This window comes from Chitinophaga sp. RCC_12 (assembly GCF_041360695.1).
In the GTDB taxonomy this organism is placed as follows: Bacteria; Bacteroidota; Bacteroidia; order Chitinophagales; family Chitinophagaceae; genus Chitinophaga.
Genome location: NZ_JBFUPS010000003.1, coordinates 254,461 through 275,347, shown reverse-complemented (window position 1 = coordinate 275,347; position 20,887 = coordinate 254,461). Strand labels below are relative to the sequence as shown.

Here is a 20,887-nt window from a genome sequence, read left to right as displayed (position 1 = left end):
TAACTAGCTGTTGAAAGGTAACCGTACCCAGGGGCTTTCCGGCGTTACCAACAGGTATTCCATATTATTATGCAGGATTTCGAAGCTGCCCATTTCCACGCCATTCCACACGCAACGTGCAAACTGGTAGGAAACGGAGAGATGTTTCCAGGAAGTATAGGTCCTTTTAAGCAGGGGCACACAGGCCTGGATATATTCCTGCGCCTCCCCGGAGCTGATATAACCGGCCGCATAGCCCGACCGGCTCAGGTTAATAATGCGGCCAAAATCCCAGATCAGCATATCCGGCTGCAGGTTTTCAGTTACCAGTTTCCTTTCCCTGAACAGTTCCAGCGCTTTACGGGTGTTGCGGAACCGCTCCATTACCACCGCCTCTTCCAGCTCGTTGGTGGCAATATGTTCCCTTAGAAAAGCTTTACTCTCTTTGATGGATACGGCATTGATCGCCTGCCAGATGATATCGTATTCTATCCGGTGACCGCTTTCCTGCAGCCAGGCCAGCGTTTCCTGTAGTTCACCGGGATTGCTGATATCCCACCACTCCGACAAATGTTCGCGGGATGCCTGTTCATTGGCGCCTGTAGTGAGATCGTTCAGGTATTGGCGGTTTACAAAGGCGATATCAGCGCCGCAGGCTATTGCCCATTGCTGTGGGGTATCCAGCTGACTGTGGGGATTCAGTAATATGGCCAGCGGATGTTCATCTCTGTCAGTTACATCTGCATCATCACCGGAAAATAATTGGTTAAACTGTTTGACGTTATCCTTTAACAGGGCAGGCCAATCGTTTGCGGGGCTGGTACTTTGCCGTAACTGCTGCTTATACATGGCAATTTCTTCTTCGCTGAGTCCCATATTGCGCAGTTGCTGCTCCATATAGTGCTGCTGATTCATCAGGATTGGTTAAGGGTTCGGTTAAAATAGCTAACTCCTGGTATTTACGCTTAAAACCAGGTTAAAGTTTTTCTAGGTATACAGCACAAAGATAGAGAATGTTCTGATACGAGCGTATGATAAAGCAAAAGCAATATCAATAATAGTTAGGGCAGCGATTTAAAAGGGGATTGCCCGGGGCCGGGGAATAAAGGCAAATACACGTTTACCCGTTACCGGTAGTGCTTTTGATGCGGTACCACAAATAAAAAGGGATGTTGCGGTACAACATCCCCATCACTATGACGATCTTCTAATATTAAAAAGTTTTGTCGCGTTTATCCAGTTTCCCTCTCCTGTTTTGCGGTTTGGGTCTTCTTGGAAGCGCTTTTGGCATATCCGGGTTGGCGCTGTTGGCTTCCATCAGTGCTGCTTCTTCAAAAGGATGCGACACGGAAGGAATGGTTTGCCGGATAAGTTTATTGATGCTGTGGAGGAATGGTCTTTCTTCTGTATCACAGAAAGAAAGGGCATATCCTGCCGCACCCGCTCTACCGGTTCTGCCTATACGATGTACGTAAGTTTCAGAAACATTTGGCAGATCGTAGTTGATAACATGTTCCAGTGAGTCCACATCGATACCTCTTGCAGCAATATCCGTAGCTACCAGCACACGCAGGCGGCCATTTTTAAAGTTGTTCAGGGTATTCTGACGGGAAGCCTGTGATTTATCACCATGCAGGGCATCTGCATCGATGTTACGTTTCTTCAGGTTTTTTGCGATCCTGTCCGCGCCATGCTTGGTTTGGGTAAACACGATGGTGCGTTCGATACGGTGGTCTTTCAGGATAGTTTCCAGCAGGGATTGTTTATCTTTCTTCTTCACAAAATAAACGGATTGTTCAATCCTTTCTGCGGTGGAAGATACCGGTGTAATGGTAACTTTCTCCGGTTTGTAAAGTAAGGAGTTAGCCAGTTGCGCGATGCTTGGCGGCATGGTAGCCGAAAAGAAGAGCGTTTGGCGCTGCTGTGGCAGTTCCCGGATCACCTTTTTAATATCGTTGATAAAGCCCATGTCCAGCATGCGGTCGGCTTCATCCAACACAAATATTTCCAGGTGGTTCAGGTAAATGTAACCCTGGTTCATCAGGTCGAGTAAACGACCCGGTGTGGCAATCAATATATCTGTTCCATTACGCAGGGCAATGGTTTGCCTGTGCTGCGGAACACCACCGAAGATCACATCGTGTTTCAGACCGGTGTGTTTGCCATAGGCGGCAAAACTTTCATCGATCTGCACCGCCAGTTCCCTGGTGGGCGTGAGGATCAGTGTACGGATATGTTTAAAACCTTGTTTTTCCGGCGTACTGTTATGTAATAACTGTAAGATGGGGATAGCAAACGCAGCCGTCTTACCGGTGCCTGTTTGCGCGCAGCCTAAGAGGTCTTTACCTTCCAATACAATGGGAATAGATTGTAATTGTATAGGAGTAGGTGTAGTGTACCCTTCAGTTTTCACTGCTTTTAAAATGGGCTCAATAAGCCCTAATTGCTCAAATAACATGTTGATATATCTGATGTAATAAATATAAAATAACGCTTCTTCATCTTTAGCGTTATCACAATTGAGGAGAGCAGTAAAGAAAAGATTTCCGGACTGGAGAGAATAGATATTTCTGTGCTTTATGCTTTTAACTCAACAGACGGAAGCAAAGATACTGATTTTCTGGTGAAGATGTTGATAAATTAAAAAAAAACCATATGAAAGGGGTATTTTAAGTGTCAAAACAGTCCATAATTGCCGTTATGAGGGCTTAAATAAAAAAAAGCCGCCGGGAAGCGGCTTTTTAGAAATTTACTTTGCCGCTTCCGGTGCAGCATCGGGTTTGGTTTTTGGCTCTTCATTCCCGTGGTGACAGGTGTAGCAGGAAACCGCCATTACCTCGCTGCCCTTAAAGAACTTCTTGTTGATGCGTTTGGTCATCTTCATCATATCCCTGGCAACGCCCTTATGCGGATTAGCGTCGCTGGCAAAATCCAGCTTCTTGGCATCATCTTTCCGCGGCTCATGACAGAAATTACATTTTACGCCCAACGCAGCATTAAAGCCACGCATTACTTTGATCAGGTCGTCGTGACTGATATCTTTTGGCAATACTTTCAGATTGGTAGCCTTCTCCGGCTCCTGGGGCAGTGCGAGTGAACATAGGGTGCCGGCAGCCATAAATGCCGCCACCACTACAAAGCTTTTCCTGATTTTCATTGATCTTGGGTTTAAATAAGTCTTTAAATGCTTCCTTTAGGAAGGAATCTACAAAAAAGAACAATAGGTTGTAGGTGGGTGGGGCCGCTTTTTTGTGCGGATGGAGCGGAGGGTGAGCGGAGGTTATCTGAGCGGAGGTTGTCTTGGGCACTGATTACGCTGATTTTACTGATTTCTCTTTTGTGATTTTTTTTTGATTTGGGGAGATTGGGGTTTGGGTTGGAGAAGGTTGTTTTGATGATTAGCAGATGCTTCGCATCTGCTTAATAGATGCCTGGTACATGCTTAGTATATGCTTAATGTATGCTGATGACCTGGAGGTGATGTGGAGGTGACGTGGACTTGAAGCTAAGATCTTTTACCACAGGGCCTTACAGGCGAAAAAGTACAGGGCGGTTATACACATCAGTGCCATATATGTAAAATGGCGTGCTGATACATGAGGAAAGTGAATGCCGCATTCAACTATTGTAAAACCATCCTAAATTGACTGAATTTTCCGGAAATTCTATAAAAAGACAAAAATAATTCAATTTTCAGTAGCAAATGAAGGCTATTAAATAAAAAATCTATCAGGACTCCCCTTTCCCAAAATCATAAAAAAATCACAAAAGAGAAATCAGTAAAATCAGCGTAATCAGTGCTCAAGACAACCTCCGCTTCACTGTGCAAAAAACCCCGCACCCAGATGGATGCGGGGGCTTTTTATAATTATGAGGACTTAGTTATTGTCAACACAAAGCTTATTGTAGATCAGTTCGTCCGAAGAGATCGGCCAGATATATTGTGCAACGGTTGGCGCAATTACCGGAACGGTGCTGCTTTTGGCAGGGAATGGAATACCCAGGCGGGTAATTTCCATACTCCTGAAGCCTTCTCCCAGCAGTTCAATATGTTTTTCCCTGGTGATGGCGGCCAGTAATGCTGTTACGTTGGTAAAATCAGCAACGGTATAGGTAATGGTGGCGTCGGACCGGTGCCGTACCGCAGACAATAATGCTACTGCTGTAGGATCCACTGAATTGGTTTGCCGCGCCCTTGCTTCTGCCAGGTTCAGTAACACTTCTGCATACCGGATCACCGGAATATAATCTGTGAAGGGGCTTGGCGTAGGGAATTTAGTCCAGAAATTCTTCCCGAGAGATTGTACAATAAACCTCCTGCGTGCGTCGGTAGCTGGCTTCCAGGAAGAATCAGCGATCACGCCATTAGGATGCATGGAGTACTCTCCGTTGCCGGTGAATGGCTTTGCAGCAGGTGTAAAATAGTACCCCAGCTGGGTTTGTGTGCCCGGGAAATCATCCGTAGACCCGGTAAATGGCAATGAAAATATAGATTCCCTTGTAGAATAGGGCGGTGCAAATACCTTCTGTACATCCGCTTCCAGCGCATGCCCTGCAGGCGACACAAACGGTGCACTGGCAGACACCAGTTTTGCCGCTTCTGCTATTACTTTATCGTATTGCTCCATATACAGGTATACACGGGTTTTATAAGCGATCGCGCTATAGGCGTTGGCGCGTGTAATGGAGGTTAAGGCGCCTGCTGCCGGTTTGGTCAGTAACGCTTCTGCAGAATCAAGATCGCGGATAATCTGCGCATAGGTTTCATTCACCGTACTGCGGGCGCGCGCATAACTGCCAATTTTAGCATGTCCTTCCGTGTGAATAATCAGCCCTGGCCTGCTGCCGGCGCCATCCCAATGCGGACGTGCATATAACTGCAGTAAGGAGAAATAGCTTACGCCCCGCACAAACTTGGCTTCCCCGGCGTACAGCTTTGCGATGGAGTCTCCTACTATCTGGTTTCCAACCGCATTCATACCGGTAAGGAAAACGTTCACGTTGTTAATGGTAATGTAACCCTGCGACCAGATCTCTTTCACCTCCTGCGCTTCGCCTGTAGGCACCATTCGCCAGGTGGCATTCAGCGTTACGTTGTTGGCCTTTTCATTCACAAAATCTTCCCCTCTTACTTCGTTGGCAATGGCATATTTCCCTCCCAGGAACTTGCCGTGCTTCATCGCAGAATATAAGCCATTCGCCTGGCTGGCAATCCGTTCTTTGGTTTCAAAAGCCCTGAAATCAGGAATATCTGTGGAGGGTACCGGGTCCAGTAATCCTTTCTGACAAGCACCCAAACCCATCACAGTAACCGCCAATATATTTAACACATATTTTTTCATCTTCTTTCAATTTAAAAGTTAACATTAAGACCCACTGTCAGCGTTCTTCCATTACCCAGCGTGTTACGGTCAACACCCTGACCGGAAGCATTATTGCCATTGGAAGAAACTTCCGGATCGGGGCCGGGGTACTTTGTAATCAGCGCAAGGTTTTGTCCCCGCACATAAACTTTAGCGCCCTGCAAACGGATAGCGTTTGCAACATTATCAGGGAGGCGGTAAGTGAGTGCGGCGGTACTTAATTTTACAAAGTCGCCTTTGAAAACGTTGGCGGCAATCGCAAAAGAAGAACCATTGGAAATGTTATCGCCATATACTACGCGCGGCATATCTGTCTGATCACCGGGGTTCTGCCACCTGTTCAGGACATCAGTACTGTTATTCCAGTAGCGTTGATCCCTTAACCCTGCATTACTGCCATAGTACACATAAAATCCTGTTTGATAGGTAAGCAATACGTTCAGCTCAAAAGCTTTATAGCGGAAAGTATTCTCCAATCCGCCGAGTATTTTCGGATTGGTATTTTTATAAGCCACGGCATCTTTCACCCCTACTGTAGGAGCTGTTTTGCCATCTTCATACTTATACTTAACGGCATCCGCATTATTAAAATACACCTTGTCGCCGTTGGCATTGATAAAGATCCTTCTGCCGGTTGCAGGATCCACACCATCCGTACGTACCACATACAACATACTGGCAGGATAGCCTACTTTGTTGATACTGGTTTGTTCCAGGCTGCTGGTAACAAAAGGAATGGCAGTAATATCGCCGGCCAGGGATGTTACTTCATTTTTGTTATGTGCAATATTGAAACCGATGTTCCAGGAGAAGTCGCGCTTATCAATCGCCACTGCGTTTACGCTGAACTCCATTCCTCTGTTGTACATGCTGCCTACGTTGGTAGGAATGGTAGCAATGGTAGCCGTGATGCTGGTAATAGGAATACCGGCAGATGGCATTTGCGGCACAAACAGGATTAAGCCGTTAATATCATTGTAGTAATAAGAGAACTCACCACTGATCCTGTTATTCAGGATACCATAAGTAAATCCTATGTCTGTTTTCTTACTGGTTTCCCAGTTCAGATCGGGGTTACCTGCCTGGTTAAAATAAATAGAAGAACTGCCACCGTAAGGAGCAGGCTTATACAGTGATAATGCATCATAGTCACCCAGGCCCGCGAAGTTACCCACTTTACCATGACTGGCCCTGATCTTGAAACTGCTGAATACATTATTAAGACCTGCATTGGTCCAGAAAGCTTCTTTCGTAATTTCCCATCCTGCGGAAAAACCATAGAAAGTACCTTTCTTAAAGTTGGGACCAAAAGCGGAATACTGGTCCTGTCTTACATTGGCGCTTAAATAATATTTCTCGTTATAATTATAATTTAAACGGGAGAAAGCAGACAACAGGTAATTTTCCCTGCGCAGCAAATAACGCGACAGGTCTGTGAGCCAGCCGCCTTCACTGTTGTTGAAATAGTTATCCATTTGTTTCTGGCGACGCAAACCATACCGTTCGCGTGCATCCCTTTGTTGCTCAAAACCCGCCAGCAGGCTGAGGTTATGCTTACCGAAAGAACGATCCAGCTGCGCTGTATTTGTCCATACCCAACGTTTGTTTTGTGTATAAATACTGTTCACATCACCGTTAGAAGAAACGCCATCGCCCGACATGTTATTGAGATAAATATCGTTGTTCATCAGGATGTAATCGGCGCCATACTGGGTTTTTAATGTCATCCACTCAAAAGGTTTCACCTGCAGGTAAATATTACCCTGGACGTGACTGGCCTCTGTATTGGAATGGTCCATATCCAGCAGTACCTGTGGATTGTAGATACCAATAGGCAAAGTGTTTTTCCCGCCACTCATACCGGAACCACTGATATTATAACTTCCGTCATTGTTATAGGCGGATACTAACGGGGAAGTGAGGAAAGCAAGACGGGCAAGACCGCCGGAGTTAAAGGCTTCTCCTTCCAGTGAGCCGGAAGATCCCGAGATCAGGCTTTGTTCGTTGGAGTAGGACATCCGCGCACCAATAGAAAATGATTTTCCCAGTTGCTGGTCAATGCTGAACAGGAGGCTTTTGCGTGCGAAGTCATTCTTTTTCAGAATCCCCTGTTGTTTGGTATATCCTGCTGAAAAATAATAGCTGGTACTTTCAGAACCCCCGGAAACATTTACGTTGTGATTCTGTGATATGGTTTTGTCGCGGTACACCACATCCATCCATTTGGTATCAATCACTTTACCGTTGGCATCAAGGTTGGCTACATAGCGATCGGCATTACCGGCATTTTTCAGCGCCTCATTTTTCATTTCAAGAAACTGCTCCGTATTCAATACGGTGGGCAGGCGTGTGGGCCTGGTAGTACCTACCCAGCCATCGTAGACTACTTTCGGGCGGCCGGCCTTTCCTTTTTTAGTAGTTACAAACACCACACCATTGGCAGCGCGGCTACCGTAAATGGCTGTAGCAGCAGCATCTTTGGCGATATCTATGGAGGCAATATCAGCAGGATTAATGCTTGATAATGGATTCAGCGGGGAGTTGGAAATACCTGCGCCTACATCACCGGAAAATGCAGGTACTCCATCGATAACAATTAAGGGATAGGCGCTCATGGAAATAGAATTGGAGCCACGGATCCGGAACACCGGCGGGTTATTCACGATTCCGTTAGGTACGGTGATCTGCACACCTGCGGCACGACCGCCTAAACCTGCCTCAAAGCTTTGCACCGGTAATTCAGCGATGGCGCTACCTTTAACGGAGACGATGCTGCCGGTTACATCTTTTTTACGTTGTGTACCATATCCTACTACCACCACTTCAGAAATAGCTTTTGAATCAGGCAACAGGATAACGGTTCCTGTGGTATTACCTGTGACAGGCAGCGTTTTTGTTTCGTATCCTACAAAAGATACTTTCAGTGAATTGATGTTTTCAGGCACAGCAAGCGAGAACTCGCCTTTTCCGTCGGTAACGGTGCCTGTTTTGCCTCCGGGTAAGCTCACAGAAACACCGGGTAATCCATTACCGGTATCGTCTGTTATCTTTCCTTTCACAGTGCGGGAATGCTGTGCCAGCAGCGAGGTTGCTATCAATAGCATACCTGCCAGCACGAGTAGAAGTTTCCTCATGTCAGTTTAGATTTAATTGTTGATAAAAATTACAATGGTGGTATCGGGATTTTTGGCAATAAACATCCTGCTCCGGCTCATGAACCGGATTGGCATGCATTAACAAAGACCAGGTTATTACTTAGCTAAAAGACTCTACAGTCCCGAGTTTTAAGATTTTTGTTATAATAATTAAGGTTTAGATTCAGAACTTTGGTTGCTACTACAGTACAAATACTCACAATAAGGTTTGTTGCCAGATTTACTGGTTGCTTAAAAATAAAAAAGAAATTTAACTTTTCATCGCAGTGATAAATATTACTTTGCGTTCATCTCTTCAAAAACGATTTTCCAACACTCTAACATTTAGCTATCAGCGGCTTATATATTCAATTACCGACCGGAATTTTTATTCTCCCCATCCGGTTAGCGTATAGGCATAACCGGTGTCTTTCGGATGTGCTTTCCAGAGAGGCGTCAGATCGAGATCCGGATATTTTTTTTCTGCGATGGCAGCGAGTTCCAGGTAGCCATCTGCCTGCAGTGGCTTAATTTGCCGGTATTGCCAGGCGGCGTTACCGGCTGCGAATGGAAGCATCCACTGGAAAGCCTTGCGCAGGCTTTTCTTACCGGGGCTTTCATAATTCCAGAGATCTACCTCCATCTTTTCCGCCATCAGTGCCAGTTCAAAAAATGCTTTCAGGTTAAAATAAGAATAATTCCAGGAAAGGGTGCGCTCCAGTTCCAGTGGCTGCCGGCCATCGGCTTCCAATTGTTGTTCTATCCGTTGGCGGGTTTGTGTGAGCAGCAATTGTTTTGCCAGCGGCTGTTGTCCGGTGAACAATGCCATGGCTACTGCCTGTACATCGTACCAGGTACCATGATTATTTTTTGCTGCCAGCTCCTCCTTCCCTATTTTACTGGTACGCATCCAGGTAAGGAACTGGCGGAACCAGTCCTGTATACTTTTGTATTCTGCTGCCGGAAAGGCGGGCGAATTTTTCAGCAACTGCATTCCATCTATCAATGCAGTCACAGCATGTGTATCAATTAAGCCAATACCGCGTCCTTCTGTGATACCGGGAATGGCCTGGCCGTAGTTGAGATTGGGATTCATCCGGGTAGCCGGATCGAGGAACCAGGTATGTAATAACGCCACTGCTTTGGTGGCGTATTGTTCCTTACCGGTATAAAACCAGGCAAGACCGAGCACATTTACATCGTTGCACAACGCATTGAAATAGGAATCATCTTTAATCGTGTAACGTTCCGGATTGGTCACTCCATCGCGACGGATATACGGCAGTCCGTTTGCCTTGGTGGAATCCGGCCACCAGTAGGGACCTACACTCATGTAATCATGTTTGTCGCCACTCGGGGGGACTTTACTTTTAAAAGTAACCGCATACGGACCGTGTTGCAGCGCACTGTCAGCGCGCGTGAGTAATTCATGCAGCGCCTTTTCAGCTCCGGGCTGATGCGTTGCGATGGCTGCTTTCTGTGCTGTGAGCACGGCCGGGTCGAATAAAAATGTGCCGGGCCCGGCTTGTTGCGCAGCCGTATGTACGGGTAAACAGGTGATCAGCAAAATAAAGAGGATACGGGTCAGGTGTAGCATAGTTAATACTTCCTTTCTAATTTAATCAATTTTCAACTCTTATTAAAAATCTTCTTCAATCGCAATAACCGGGTTTTTTACCGATATTCACGAGGCTACCTTTGTTTAAAAACATTGAAGCTATGAATCATTATAACACCGTTGCCACGGCAATAGACTATATTAAAGAGCATTTCAAAACGCAGCCCGACTTACAGGAAATTGCTGCGGCCGTACATATGAGCCCATTTCATTTTCAGCGTGTATTTGCGGAGTGGGCAGGGGTAACCCCTAAAAAGTTCCTGCAATACCTTACGCTGGATTACGCCAAAACCATATTGAGAGAAGAAAAGGTAACCGTGTTCGATGCTGCCTTTGAAGCGGGGCTTTCGGGCACCGGCCGCCTGCACGACCTGTTTATCAATATAGAAAGTATGACGCCGGGAGAATATAAAAACGGCGGCAAGGCATTACGCATTAATTACAGTTTTGCAGAGAGTCCGTTTGGTGATATCATTGTGGCATCCACGTCCAAGGGCATCTGCCATATGGCTTTTGCAGACGATCAGCAACTCGCCCTGCAAGCGCTGACCACGCAGTTTCCCCATGCGCAGTTTACCCAGATGGTGGACCTTATTCAGCAAAACACCCTGTATATTTTTACGCAGGACTGGAGCCGGCTGTCTGAAATAAAACTGCATTTGCGGGGAACGGACTTTCAACTGAAAGTATGGGAAGCCCTGTTAAAAATTCCGATGGGTAATTTAACTACCTACTCACAGCTGGCAACAACCCTTCAAAACCCGAATGCTTCCCGCGCAGTAGGCTCAGCGGTAGCACAGAATCCGGTGGCCTTCCTGATTCCTTGTCACCGTGTAATTAAAGCCACCGGCGACACCGGGCAATACCATTGGGGAAGCACACGTAAAAGCGCCATCATTGGCTGGGAAGCCGCCAAAAAAGGAAATACAGATGGATGGGAGATATAACTCGGGCAGCGTCCAAAAAAACAAAGGGCTGCCCGCTTGTGTAGGACAGCCCCGTTTTTGCTTATGAAAAAAAGGACCAGCACTAAATAGTGCCTGCCGGTTAGACGAGGAAAAAAAAGTTTATCAGAAAAGTCAAAATATCACCATTGTATAAACGTCGTCAAACATGCCTTCAGGGCATGAGCATTAGTTCTCTCACGAAGATCAGCGTCCGGTTTAGATGTTAATCAAGTTAGTTTATCGTTTGTGATACTTTTTCTTCAGATTTTGGTTGCTATAAACACATCCTCCCGCAGATGCTCAGTAGTGCTTAATAGGTTACCTTAAAAATAAAAAATAATTTTGCATTTTCGTATATAAATTTCCTGTTTGTTTACAGACCGTGCTAAAAAATATATCGATATTTAGTATCAATCCTTTACATATACCAATATCCGTACGTTTTCTTACCTTTCTATAAAAAACGATGAGTTCCGGAAAGAAACCTGTCGGACTGACCACCTCGCAAGGTTGGGAAACCGGTATCCGACGCACCTTTGCTATCTCCCCGGCGAAGGCCTGGGAAATGCTGTTTACGCAACCCATACTTGGATTGTGGCTTGATAGTAATGCAGACATTCCCTTCGAAAAAAACGACACTTATACCACCCTCTCCGGCATCACTATCCAGGTAACGTCTGTTACTACCGGTAAGATAATCCGCATGAAATGGCAGCAGGGTTCCGGCAACCATGCGTCTACCGTGCAGATAAGAGTGATTCCTGCCAAAGAAAAGACCATCATTGCCTTTCATCATGAACGGTTGAAAGATGGCGAAGAAAGGCTTAAAATGAACGGTTACTGGAAAAAGGTGCTGGATAAAATCAGTGAAACGGTGTGACCGGTGATGGCTGGTCAACATGCCGTATACACCTGTTAGTGAGCGCTGGCATCTTACCAGATAATACGCAAATTTTGCCAAACAATCTATTTTTTTTAAGCGTATTATAAGGCGGCGCTCCGATTCTTACACCTAACTTTGCTATACCAAACACCAAAGTACCTACGGGAACGCGAACTTATGAATGTTTACAGTATAGTTAAAGGACCCCAACAGCCAGAGCTGCTCCATCATGAAACGCTGGCTGATATTTTTTCACAATCGGTGCAGGAACATGCCCATCAAACCGCACTGATATTCCAGCAACAAACACTTACTTATCAGCAGCTGGATCACTGGAGCGATGCGATCGCCGCATTCCTGCAATCCAAAGGAATAGGCCCCGGCAGTGTGGTTGGGATCTGGTGGCCACGGAGCCTTGAACTGCATGCGGCTATACTGGGCATCATTAAAGCCGGTGCGGCCTATGTTCCCCTCGACCGGGAGATGCCGGCAGAAAGAGTAGAAGGTGTATTGACAGAAGTAAAGGCGGCGGCCTGTTTCAGCGAAGTTCCCCTCCGGCTGGAAGCCCCGGTGTTATCAGTACCACCGGTACCCGGCAGCACTGAAATATTCACCCTTAACGCCGGACCACAACCCGAAAATTTTGCTTACATATTATACACTTCCGGCAGTACCGGCAAACCCAAAGGCATCCCGATCAATCACCGGCAGATCTGCCACCTTATCAGGGCAGAACAAACCGTTTTAAATATCCGTGCCACCGATAAGGTGTACCAGGGCTTCTCCGTATCCTTTGATATGTGGTGCGAAGAAACCTGGCTGAGTTACTTTGCCGGCGCTACACTTTGGGTGGCCGATGCCACCACCGCCAAAGCCATTGATGAACTGGGCGATGTATTGCGCCGTGAAAAAATCACCGTACTACATGCCGTTCCCAGCCTGCTCGCTATCATGGACGATAATATCCCCACGCTGCGCCTCATTAATGCCGGTGGCGAAGCCTGTACGCCACAGGTACTATCCAGGTGGGCTGTACCTCCGAGGCACTTTTATAACAGTTATGGGCCTACGGAAACAACGGTAAGCGCCACTTTTGCGGCGTTAAAGCCAGGAGATTATATCACCATCGGACAGCCGTTGCCCAATTACAACATGGCCGTGGTAGACGAAAAACTGGATATCCTGCCGGTAGGCGAACGCGGAGAACTGGTTATTTCAGGACCCGGCGTAGGCGACGGGTATATCGACCGTCCCGAGCTGACCCGCGAAAAATTTGTGGACAAGCCAGCCGCCATGACGGAACTACCCGGCACACGCCTGTACCGCACCGGTGATGCCGCCATTATTTTACCGGATGGCAGTATCGACTTCCAGGGCCGCCTCGATGATCAGATCAAGCTGCGTGGATACAGGATTGAACTCGGGGAAATTGAAAACCAGCTCCATGCTATTACCGGCATTGCCGCAGCAGCAGTAGCGGTGAAAAAAGACAGCAACGACCAGGATCAGCTGGTAGGTTATATTGTGCAGGAAGATCATACTCCTTTTGATGAATCCTTCCTCCGTGCAGCACTCGCCAAAGTATTACCACCCTATATGGTGCCCGGCACCATTGTAGCGCTGGAAGATATGCCCCGCCTGCCCAGTGGCAAAATAAACCGTAAGGCACTACCACTGCCTGCGGCCTTTGCACAGGTAAGCACTCATGAAGCTATTGACCCGGATGCCCCCGTCGCCGACAGGATCAGTGCTATCCTGTCAAAAGTATTTCCGGATAAAACCATCGACCTCCAACAGGACTTTTTCACCGACCTGGGAGGACACTCCTTACTGGCAGCAGCTTTTGTATCACGACTGCGCCGCGAAGCCAATGTGCCTAATGCATCTCTCAAAGATATTTATATACACCGCCCCCTGCAGGAACTGGTAAATGTATGGGCCGCACAACCACAGTCGGCCCCTAAGCCACCCCGCGTTTTTAATAAAGTGCCCTGGTGGCGTCATCTCAGTTGCTGGATAGCACAAACCATTGCCATACTGGTGATCTTCGGATTATTTGCCATGCAGATATTCCTCCCTTACCTGGGATATTATTATGTAGAACAGGATACCAGCCACCTGGGATATGCGATCCTTACCGCTCTTATCATGTTTTGCCTGTTGCCGCCTCTCTTTTCTATGCTTATTATCAGCACCAAATGGCTGGTAATAGGCAAAATGAAAGCAGGAGATTATCCTTTATGGGGTACTTATTACTTCCGCTGGTGGCTGGTAAAAACGATCCAGCGCCTCATGCCTTCACAATTCCTCAATGGCACGCCTTTATACCCGGCTTATCTCCGGATGCTGGGCGTGAAAATAGCGCCGGATGCACAACTCGGCGCGGTGACCATTGGCGCAGAAGACCTTGTTACCATTGGCAGCGATGTAAGTATCAGTTCACAGGCAGTCATCAATAATGCATTTGTGGAAGATGGATGGCTGAAACTACGCAGCGTGTATCTTGGCGATCATGCATACGTAGGCAGCAGTGCAGTTATTGGCGGCGACACGGTGATGGAAGCCTGGAGCGAATTACAGGACCTTAGTTTCCTGCCTGCCAACAGTACTGTGAAATCTGGCGAGGTATGGCATGGTAGCCCGGCTGTGCTAAAAGTAACTAAAAACATCAGTGACCTGCCACAGCCCCTGCCGGTATCAAAAGCTACCCGCAGAAAATACAGCGCTATCTTTTCGCTGTTCCTGCTGGTGTTTCCATTCACGGTGCTGTTGCCGTTATTGCCCACCATCATTACGCTCAACCAGATGGATAATGCCGCACCGGATTATAACTTCAATTATATGGTGATCACACCGGCGCTGGCGCTGAGTTATATTATTTTATTTACCGCACAAACCGTGCTGCTTACCCGTTTACTGCAATGGGGAATTAAGCCGGGCACTTATCCTATTTACAGCGCATTTTATGCCCGTAAATGGTTTGCTGACCAGTTGATGTCGCTATCGCTGATTGTAATACATCCTATTTTTGCCACGGTGTATATCTCTTCGCTGTTCCGCGCACTGGGAGCCAAAATAGGCCGCAATACCGAAGTGTCTACCGCCAGCAGCGTTACGCATCCATTACTGGAAATAGGCGACGGCGCCTTTATTGCAGATGCGGTAACACTCGGCGAATCTGATGTACGCGGACAACAGCTGATACTCGAAAAAACGATTATTCATAATACCAGCTTTGTTGGCAACAGTGCCCTGATACCACAGGGTTATGAATTGCCGGAGAATATGCTGATTGGCGTGTTATCCACACCTCCGTCCAAAGAACAGCTGGCAGCTAGTACTGCCCGCGACTGGTTTGGATCCCCGGCTATTGCGCTGCCACGCCGCCAGGAAAGTCATTTCTTTCCCCCGGAACTCACTACTCATCCATCACCACAACGCAAACTGGCCAGGGCCACGGTTGAATTTATACGTATCCTCATCCCGGAAACAGTGGTGATCTGCTGCAGCATCCTGTTCATTGCCTATGCGCATGATCTTGTAACAGATGAACCCTGGTGGATGATCTTGTTGCAGTTTCCTTTCTACTATCTCTTTTTCCTTGGACTGCCGGCATTCTTCTTTACCGTATTGCTCAAATGGGTGCTTGTAGGCAAATACAAGGCTTTACAAAGCCCTATGTGGACATCCAATGTATGGCGCAGTGAAGCGATTACTTCCACTTACGAAGCACTCTCTATTCCATTCCTGCTGGAATACCTGAAAGGAACTCCCTGGCTGCCGGTAATACTCCGCCTGCTGGGTGTAAAAACAGGCCACCGCGTATTACTGAATACCGCAGATATCACGGAATTTGACATGGTGGAAATAGGTACCGACAGCGTATTGAACGAAGACAGCGGCCCGCAGACACACCTGTTTGAAGACAGGGTAATGAAGATAGGGCCCATTAAAGTAGGCCGCAGGAGCAGCATTGGGGCAAGGTCCATCATCCTGTACGACAGTGAGATTGGCGATGATGTAAATATTGCGCCGTTGTCGTTGTTAATGAAAGGAGAAAAATTACAACCTGGTACCAGCTGGACAGGCAGCCCGGTTAAACCGGAATAACGCTATCAACTATACGAAAATGATTAACATCCAATCCATACAAATAAGCGACCACTATGCGCTCATCAACAACATGATGGAGCAGCTGCATCTTTCGGAAAAAGCATTTTTCCCGAAAACAGCCACCTGGGAAAGCATTGCATCCAACTATATGCAACATGTAATAGAGATGCAGGAAACCTGCGATGGCACCTGCCTGCTGGCCTATGCAGGTGATAAACCAGCCGGCTTCATCTTTGCCTATCCGGAAGAACCGGACGACAGCCGGATTGAAGATTATACGGGTAACACCCTCTATGTATCTGATGGTTATGTGACAGATGAATTCCGCCGCCAGGGTATTTACAGGATGCTGAATGAAGAACTGGAACGGATATACGTAGCAATGGGTGTTCGCAGGATAGTCAGATATACGCTGGCGAACAACCATCGTATGCAACGGTTCCTGGCGTCGGAAAAATATGAGCCGGTACGGCTGGTATATGAGAAGTGGCTGACTTAACAGCCCCTTCTCTAATAGTCGATAGCATGGTCTTTTTTCACAGAAGCTCCGGCATATACTTTCTTTGAGGTCCATGGCTGCGCAGGATCCGACCAGAACGGACTGCCGTAAGGTAAGCCCAATGCCAGGAAACCGGTACTGCATAAATACAGGCTGCCGGTAGAGGTATAGGTATCTGCAATTTCCGGCTGATGCCCGCAGAAACCAATCTGTAGCCATCCTTTCTTATCAAAAGTACCGGGCACCTCAAATATTCGTTTATTCACTGCCGTTAGTGCACATCTTACCTGTGCGGGTGATATTTCTTCCGGTAGTTTTTCTTCCAGTGCAATTTGCGCCAGTGCCTGGAAAGCTGCGTTGCGGTAAGGCATGGAGCGACCCACTACCGGGAAAGTTCCTTCAGGAGAAATTTGTCTTTCGAGAATAGCGGCATAGCGCTGCATCCGTTTTAATGCCAGCTCATAGTTTGCTTTACTCCCCTCTTCTTTTTCAGCCATCACCTTTAATACGTCTACCAGCATGGGCTGGATCACAAAAGAGTTGTAATAGTCGTAATGAAAATGCGCGCCGTCGCCATACATACTGTCACCCTTATACCACTCCATCATTTTTTGCACGGCCAGGTCAATTGGTTTGCGGTCCCAGTCGGCGCCGAATTTCAGCAGCATGGCTTCAATGATGGCGGAAAACAATACCCAGTTGTTGGTAAATGCTTTAATGCTGCGTAAACTGATTAATCCATCTATTACCTGCTGTTGTGTTTTAGGGGAGAGCCTGCTCCATACATGCCTGGGTGCGCGTAATAATCCATGCGCGAGGAAAGCGCCGTCTACCAGTGGTTGTGCATCAAACTTGCCGGTAAAGTTCATATAGTCAGGAGATGCAGGATCTACTGCCATCGCTATTGCTTTGTGGGTCATTTCCAGCATGGCAATACGCTTGCTTCCTTCCATCGTGTTGTCTGGCCCAAGTTCCAGCCAGGGGGCAATACCGGCCAGGGTTCTGCCAAATGCTTCGAGGTAGGTTACTTTCTCCACCGGCTTTCCATAGCTCGGCGCCACTTCGGTAGGCATGGTGGCTTTCAGTTTTCCTTTGCTCAGTTGCTCAATAACGGGTTGGCATATACGAATCATCAAATCCACATTATACTCCCTGTCACCGGGAGCAGGCTTTTCAGCCGCCATCGCTTTCAATAATCCCTTTTCAGTGCCTATGGTACTTGCCACTCCTGCCATTGGAATAGCTTTGATAAAAAAACGTCTGTCCATGCAAATAAATTTACGGCATTATTTTGCCCATTGTTTATACCGGAGTAATGCTTCTACAAAGTAGTAATCGGCATAAGTGAGCGGTACATCTACTTCCGATTTATTAGGCAGGTGGCCTACGCTATGCATCAATATAAAATTATTATTTTCTCCTTCCTTCGCCAGGTATGCCGGGCTGCAAAGACTGGTCAGCATTTTTTCTGCTGCATCCCAGTAACGTTTGCCATCGGCTTTATTGGTGTAACGGCTTAACTCCAGCAAGGCTGATGCGGCTACTGAAGCGGCAGATACATCACGCAGTGCGTTGGGAATATCCGGTGCGTCATAGTCCCAGTAAGGCACGAGGTCGGCCGGCATATGCGGGTTATCCAGGATAAAGTCTGCGATATGACGGGCTTGCTCCAAGTATGCTTTATCTTTTGTATCGCGGTACATAAGGGTGTAGCCGTACAATCCCCATGCTTGTCCGCGTGCCCAGGCAGAACTGTCGGCCAGTCCCTGGTGTGTTTTACGTTCATTTACCGCACCGGTAGCGGGATCGTAATCCACTACGTGGTAAGAGCTGTAGTCCGGGCGGAAATGATGCTTCATGGTAGTGTTAGCGTGTATACGGGCGATTTCTGCAAACTTTTTGTCGCCGCTTTCGCGGGTAGCCCAGTTCAGCAGCTCGAGGTTCATCATGTTATCGATGATCACCGGGAACTTCCATGCGCCGTGATCCCATGATTTAATACAACCTACGGTTGGATTAAAGCGGGTGGACAGTGACTTTGCGCTGGTGAGCAAAATGGATTGGTAAGCAGTATCTTTTGTGATGCGCAGGGCATTGCCAAAGGGGCAGTACATCATAAAGCCCAGGTCGTGTGTGTGGGTATTGTACTGTTCTTTTTGTACCAGCGCCATTCTCTTCAGGGCTTCGTTTTTAAAGGCCGGATCCTGGGTATATTCAAAAAGGTACCAGTTAGTGCCGGGATAAAAACCGGAAGTCCACCAGCCGGAGTTAGACGTCATCAAACTGCCATCTTTGCTGGTGCTGCGGGGCAACAAGCTGTCGGGTACATGCGTCATCATCAGCTTGTACTGCCTGGCGGCGAATTGCAGGGTGGCATCTGCCTTTGTGAGCAGGGCTTTATCTGCTTTACCCGCCTGCGCATACGATTGCATTATAAATGCCGGCAATAACAATGCCGTAAAGAACAGGTGCTTCTTCATAATAACGTGATTATAGTATGATCATTTCTTTTTTCCGCTGCTCTTTGCTGTACCAGCAGAAGATTCGCGGGCTATCAGTTGAATAGGTATTATTTCCTGTGAATAACGTGATACACTGGAAGGTGCGGTACTGATCAGTTCCATGAGAGCGGCTACCACACGTTCTCCCATCATGGCCGGGTACTGGTCTACACTGGTAACCGCCGGTGTTACGATTTCTGTACGGGGATCATTGGAATACCCTACTATTTTCAGGTCTTCCGGCACCCTTACATTTATTTTGCGGCAATACTGCATGATGGTAATGGCCGTTGTATCATTAGATGCAAATACGCCATCGGGGAATGGAGGTTGCGAGAATATTTTTTCACAGGTTTGCCAGGCGTTATCGCGGGTGAGTTCGTGATAAAATACACGCGTTTTTTTAAACGGCAGCTTTGACTCCTGTAATGCATTCTTATACCCTGCCACCCTTTCCACATAAAGGTTACAGCTGAGTGGCCCGGAAATATGAACAATATCTTTACAGCCTTTTTCTATCAGGTGGTTAGTGGCGGTATAACCTCCCAGGTAGTCATCTCCCTTAATTACCTTTACATTATAATCCTTCGGTACCCTGTCAAAAAATATCAGTGGAATTTTGTTGTCCTTAAATACATCGAAATGAGAAAAGTCGGTAGTATATAAAGTGGTAGATACCACCAATCCATCCACCCTTGCGGAATACAGCGTATTTACCAGTGCTATTTCCTGTTCGTAGGAATCATTTGATTGGCAGATGATCAGGTTATATCCATGTTCCTGCAGCTTGTTTTGAATGATGGTGCTGATGGTAGCGGGAAAGAACATAGAGATACGCGGAACAATAAGCCCGATGGTTTTGCTTTTGTTGTTGCGTAACCCGGCGGCTAAGGCATTGGGACGATAGCCGAGTTTACGGGCCATCTTCTTTACCTTATCTTTCGTACGTGCGCTGATGTTAGGATTATCATTCAGGGCGCGTGAAACAGTGGATACGGAGAGCTTCAGCTCTTCTGCAATATCCACAATTGTTTTTTCGGTACGTTTGCTCATGTATAGAGGCTATTAGCTGTAAATGTCCTGTTATCTTCCCATCCAGCCACCATCCACTGTAAGGATTGTACCATGTATGTAATCAGCCGCTTTTGAGGCAAGGAATATGGCTGGTCCGGCAAAGTCTTCCGGTTCGCCCCATCTGCCTGCCGGAATGCGGTCCAGTATAGCGCTGCTGCGTTGCTGATCTGCCCTGAGGGCTGCCGTATTATCCGTGGCAATATATCCCGGCGCAATGGCATTCACATTCACGCCTTTTGAAGCCCATTCATTGGCAAATGCCTTTACCAGTGATCCTACGGCTCCTTTACTGGCTGCATATCCCGGCACATTAATACCGCCCTGGAAGGTGAGCAAAGACGCTGTAAAGATAACTTTTCCGCTTCCACGGGCAATCATTCCTTTTCCTATTTCACGGGTCAGGATAAATTGAGCGTTCAGGTTGATGTTAATCACTTCGTCCCAGTACTCGTCCGGGTGCTCTGCGGCGGGTTTACGGAGAATAGTGCCGGCGTTATTGACGAGGATATCTATTACCGGAACATCCTGTTCCAGTTGTTTAATAAATGCATAGAGGCTGGTACGGTTGGAAAAGTCGGATTGATAGGCCTTAAAACTACGGCCCAATGCTTTTACTTCTTTTTCCACTTCGCTGCCCTCCAGCTCCAGGGAGGCTGAAACCCCGATAATATCTGCACCTGCGGTAGCCAGTGCCACCGCCATTGCTTTTCCTATGCCACGTTTGCAGCCGGTAACCAGGGCAGTTTTTCCTTTTAACTGAAATAAATCCATGATGA

14 protein-coding genes are annotated in these 20,887 nt (G+C 47.2%); 4 read left to right on the top strand and 10 right to left on the bottom strand.

Translation table 11 applies throughout. The features are described from left to right. Positions 1-3: 3 nt before the first annotated feature. The 6 genes from AB6805_RS10880 to AB6805_RS10855 form a co-directional block, all read right to left on the bottom strand. Positions 4-894 carry a DUF1266 domain-containing protein gene (locus AB6805_RS10880; protein WP_370909450.1) on the bottom strand — a complete coding sequence of 297 codons (891 nt, stop codon included), beginning with the start codon at positions 892-894 and terminating at the stop codon, positions 4-6. A gap of 298 nt (positions 895-1,192) precedes the next feature. Then, positions 1,193-2,392, bottom strand: coding sequence for a DEAD/DEAH box helicase (locus tag AB6805_RS10875; RefSeq protein WP_370909449.1), 1,200 nt, complete (start codon positions 2,390-2,392; stop codon positions 1,193-1,195). 336 nt (positions 2,393-2,728) lie between these two features. After that, the gene (locus tag AB6805_RS10870; RefSeq protein ID WP_370909448.1) at positions 2,729-3,136 is read right to left on the bottom strand and encodes a c-type cytochrome; all 408 of its coding nucleotides are present in this window, start codon (positions 3,134-3,136) and stop codon (positions 2,729-2,731) included. 721 nt (positions 3,137-3,857) lie between these two features. Beyond that, positions 3,858-5,321: a RagB/SusD family nutrient uptake outer membrane protein gene (locus AB6805_RS10865; protein WP_370909447.1), complete on the bottom strand. Its 1,464-nt coding sequence runs from the start codon at positions 5,319-5,321 to the stop codon at positions 3,858-3,860. A gap of 11 nt (positions 5,322-5,332) precedes the next feature. Then, positions 5,333-8,476, bottom strand: coding sequence for a SusC/RagA family TonB-linked outer membrane protein (locus AB6805_RS10860; RefSeq protein ID WP_370909446.1), 3,144 nt, complete (start codon positions 8,474-8,476; stop codon positions 5,333-5,335). 388 nt (positions 8,477-8,864) lie between these two features. After that, a complete protein-coding gene (locus AB6805_RS10855) occupies positions 8,865-10,073 on the bottom strand; it encodes an alginate lyase family protein (protein WP_370909445.1) in 1,209 nt (402 codons plus the stop codon). Between the two features lie 122 nt (positions 10,074-10,195). On the opposite strand from AB6805_RS10855, the gene AB6805_RS10850 reads away from it, so the two are divergent. From AB6805_RS10850 to AB6805_RS10835, 4 genes are all read left to right on the top strand, one after another. Next, a complete protein-coding gene (locus tag AB6805_RS10850) occupies positions 10,196-11,041 on the top strand; it encodes a bifunctional helix-turn-helix domain-containing protein/methylated-DNA--[protein]-cysteine S-methyltransferase (RefSeq protein WP_370909444.1) in 846 nt (281 codons plus the stop codon). Positions 11,042-11,507: 466 nt separating this feature from the next. Beyond that, the gene (locus AB6805_RS10845) at positions 11,508-11,921 is read left to right on the top strand and encodes an SRPBCC domain-containing protein (RefSeq protein ID WP_370909443.1); all 414 of its coding nucleotides are present in this window, start codon (positions 11,508-11,510) and stop codon (positions 11,919-11,921) included. A gap of 180 nt (positions 11,922-12,101) precedes the next feature. Next, the gene (locus tag AB6805_RS10840; RefSeq protein ID WP_370909442.1) at positions 12,102-16,034 is read left to right on the top strand and encodes a Pls/PosA family non-ribosomal peptide synthetase; all 3,933 of its coding nucleotides are present in this window, start codon (positions 12,102-12,104) and stop codon (positions 16,032-16,034) included. Positions 16,035-16,053: 19 nt separating this feature from the next. Then, positions 16,054-16,536 (top strand): GNAT family N-acetyltransferase, encoded by a 483-nt coding sequence (locus AB6805_RS10835; RefSeq protein WP_370909441.1) that lies wholly within the window; start codon positions 16,054-16,056, stop codon positions 16,534-16,536. Between the two features lie 11 nt (positions 16,537-16,547). Here the strand turns inward: AB6805_RS10835 and AB6805_RS10830 are convergent, their stop codons facing one another. Genes AB6805_RS10830 through AB6805_RS10815 form a run of 4 tightly spaced genes read right to left on the bottom strand, consistent with a single transcriptional unit; the run spans position 16,548 to position 20,882 of the window. Continuing rightward, complete coding sequence (locus tag AB6805_RS10830; RefSeq protein ID WP_370909440.1) at positions 16,548-17,804, bottom strand: DUF2264 domain-containing protein; 1,257 nt, start codon at positions 17,802-17,804, stop codon at positions 16,548-16,550. Between the two features lie 18 nt (positions 17,805-17,822). Continuing rightward, positions 17,823-19,016, bottom strand: a complete 1,194-nt coding sequence (locus tag AB6805_RS10825) for a glucuronyl hydrolase (RefSeq protein ID WP_370909439.1) — start codon at positions 19,014-19,016, stop codon at positions 17,823-17,825. A gap of 21 nt (positions 19,017-19,037) precedes the next feature. Continuing rightward, positions 19,038-20,090 carry a LacI family DNA-binding transcriptional regulator gene (locus AB6805_RS10820; protein ID WP_370909438.1) on the bottom strand — a complete coding sequence of 351 codons (1,053 nt, stop codon included), beginning with the start codon at positions 20,088-20,090 and terminating at the stop codon, positions 19,038-19,040. 30 nt (positions 20,091-20,120) lie between these two features. After that, positions 20,121-20,882 carry an SDR family oxidoreductase gene (locus AB6805_RS10815; RefSeq protein WP_370909437.1) on the bottom strand — a complete coding sequence of 254 codons (762 nt, stop codon included), beginning with the start codon at positions 20,880-20,882 and terminating at the stop codon, positions 20,121-20,123. Positions 20,883-20,887 lie beyond the last annotated feature (5 nt).

Excerpts from the sequence above, each read along its gene's own strand:
- AB6805_RS10880 (WP_370909450.1), bottom strand. The coding sequence starts at position 894 with ATGAATCAGCAGCACTATATGGAGCAGCAACTGCGCAATATGGGACTC.
- AB6805_RS10870 (WP_370909448.1), bottom strand. The coding sequence starts at position 3,136 with ATGAAAATCAGGAAAAGCTTTGTAGTGGTGGCGGCATTTATGGCTGCC.
- AB6805_RS10865 (WP_370909447.1), bottom strand. The coding sequence starts at position 5,321 with ATGAAAAAATATGTGTTAAATATATTGGCGGTTACTGTGATGGGTTTG.
- AB6805_RS10860 (WP_370909446.1), bottom strand. The coding sequence starts at position 8,476 with ATGAGGAAACTTCTACTCGTGCTGGCAGGTATGCTATTGATAGCAACC.
- AB6805_RS10855 (WP_370909445.1), bottom strand. The coding sequence starts at position 10,073 with ATGCTACACCTGACCCGTATCCTCTTTATTTTGCTGATCACCTGTTTA.
- AB6805_RS10850 (WP_370909444.1), top strand. The coding sequence starts at position 10,196 with ATGAATCATTATAACACCGTTGCCACGGCAATAGACTATATTAAAGAG.
- AB6805_RS10845 (WP_370909443.1), top strand. The coding sequence starts at position 11,508 with ATGAGTTCCGGAAAGAAACCTGTCGGACTGACCACCTCGCAAGGTTGG.
- AB6805_RS10840 (WP_370909442.1), top strand. The coding sequence starts at position 12,102 with ATGAATGTTTACAGTATAGTTAAAGGACCCCAACAGCCAGAGCTGCTC.
- AB6805_RS10835 (WP_370909441.1), top strand. The coding sequence starts at position 16,054 with ATGATTAACATCCAATCCATACAAATAAGCGACCACTATGCGCTCATC.
- AB6805_RS10830 (WP_370909440.1), bottom strand. The coding sequence starts at position 17,804 with ATGGACAGACGTTTTTTTATCAAAGCTATTCCAATGGCAGGAGTGGCA.
- AB6805_RS10825 (WP_370909439.1), bottom strand. The coding sequence starts at position 19,016 with ATGAAGAAGCACCTGTTCTTTACGGCATTGTTATTGCCGGCATTTATA.
- AB6805_RS10820 (WP_370909438.1), bottom strand. The coding sequence starts at position 20,090 with ATGAGCAAACGTACCGAAAAAACAATTGTGGATATTGCAGAAGAGCTG.
- AB6805_RS10815 (WP_370909437.1), bottom strand. The coding sequence starts at position 20,882 with ATGGATTTATTTCAGTTAAAAGGAAAAACTGCCCTGGTTACCGGCTGC.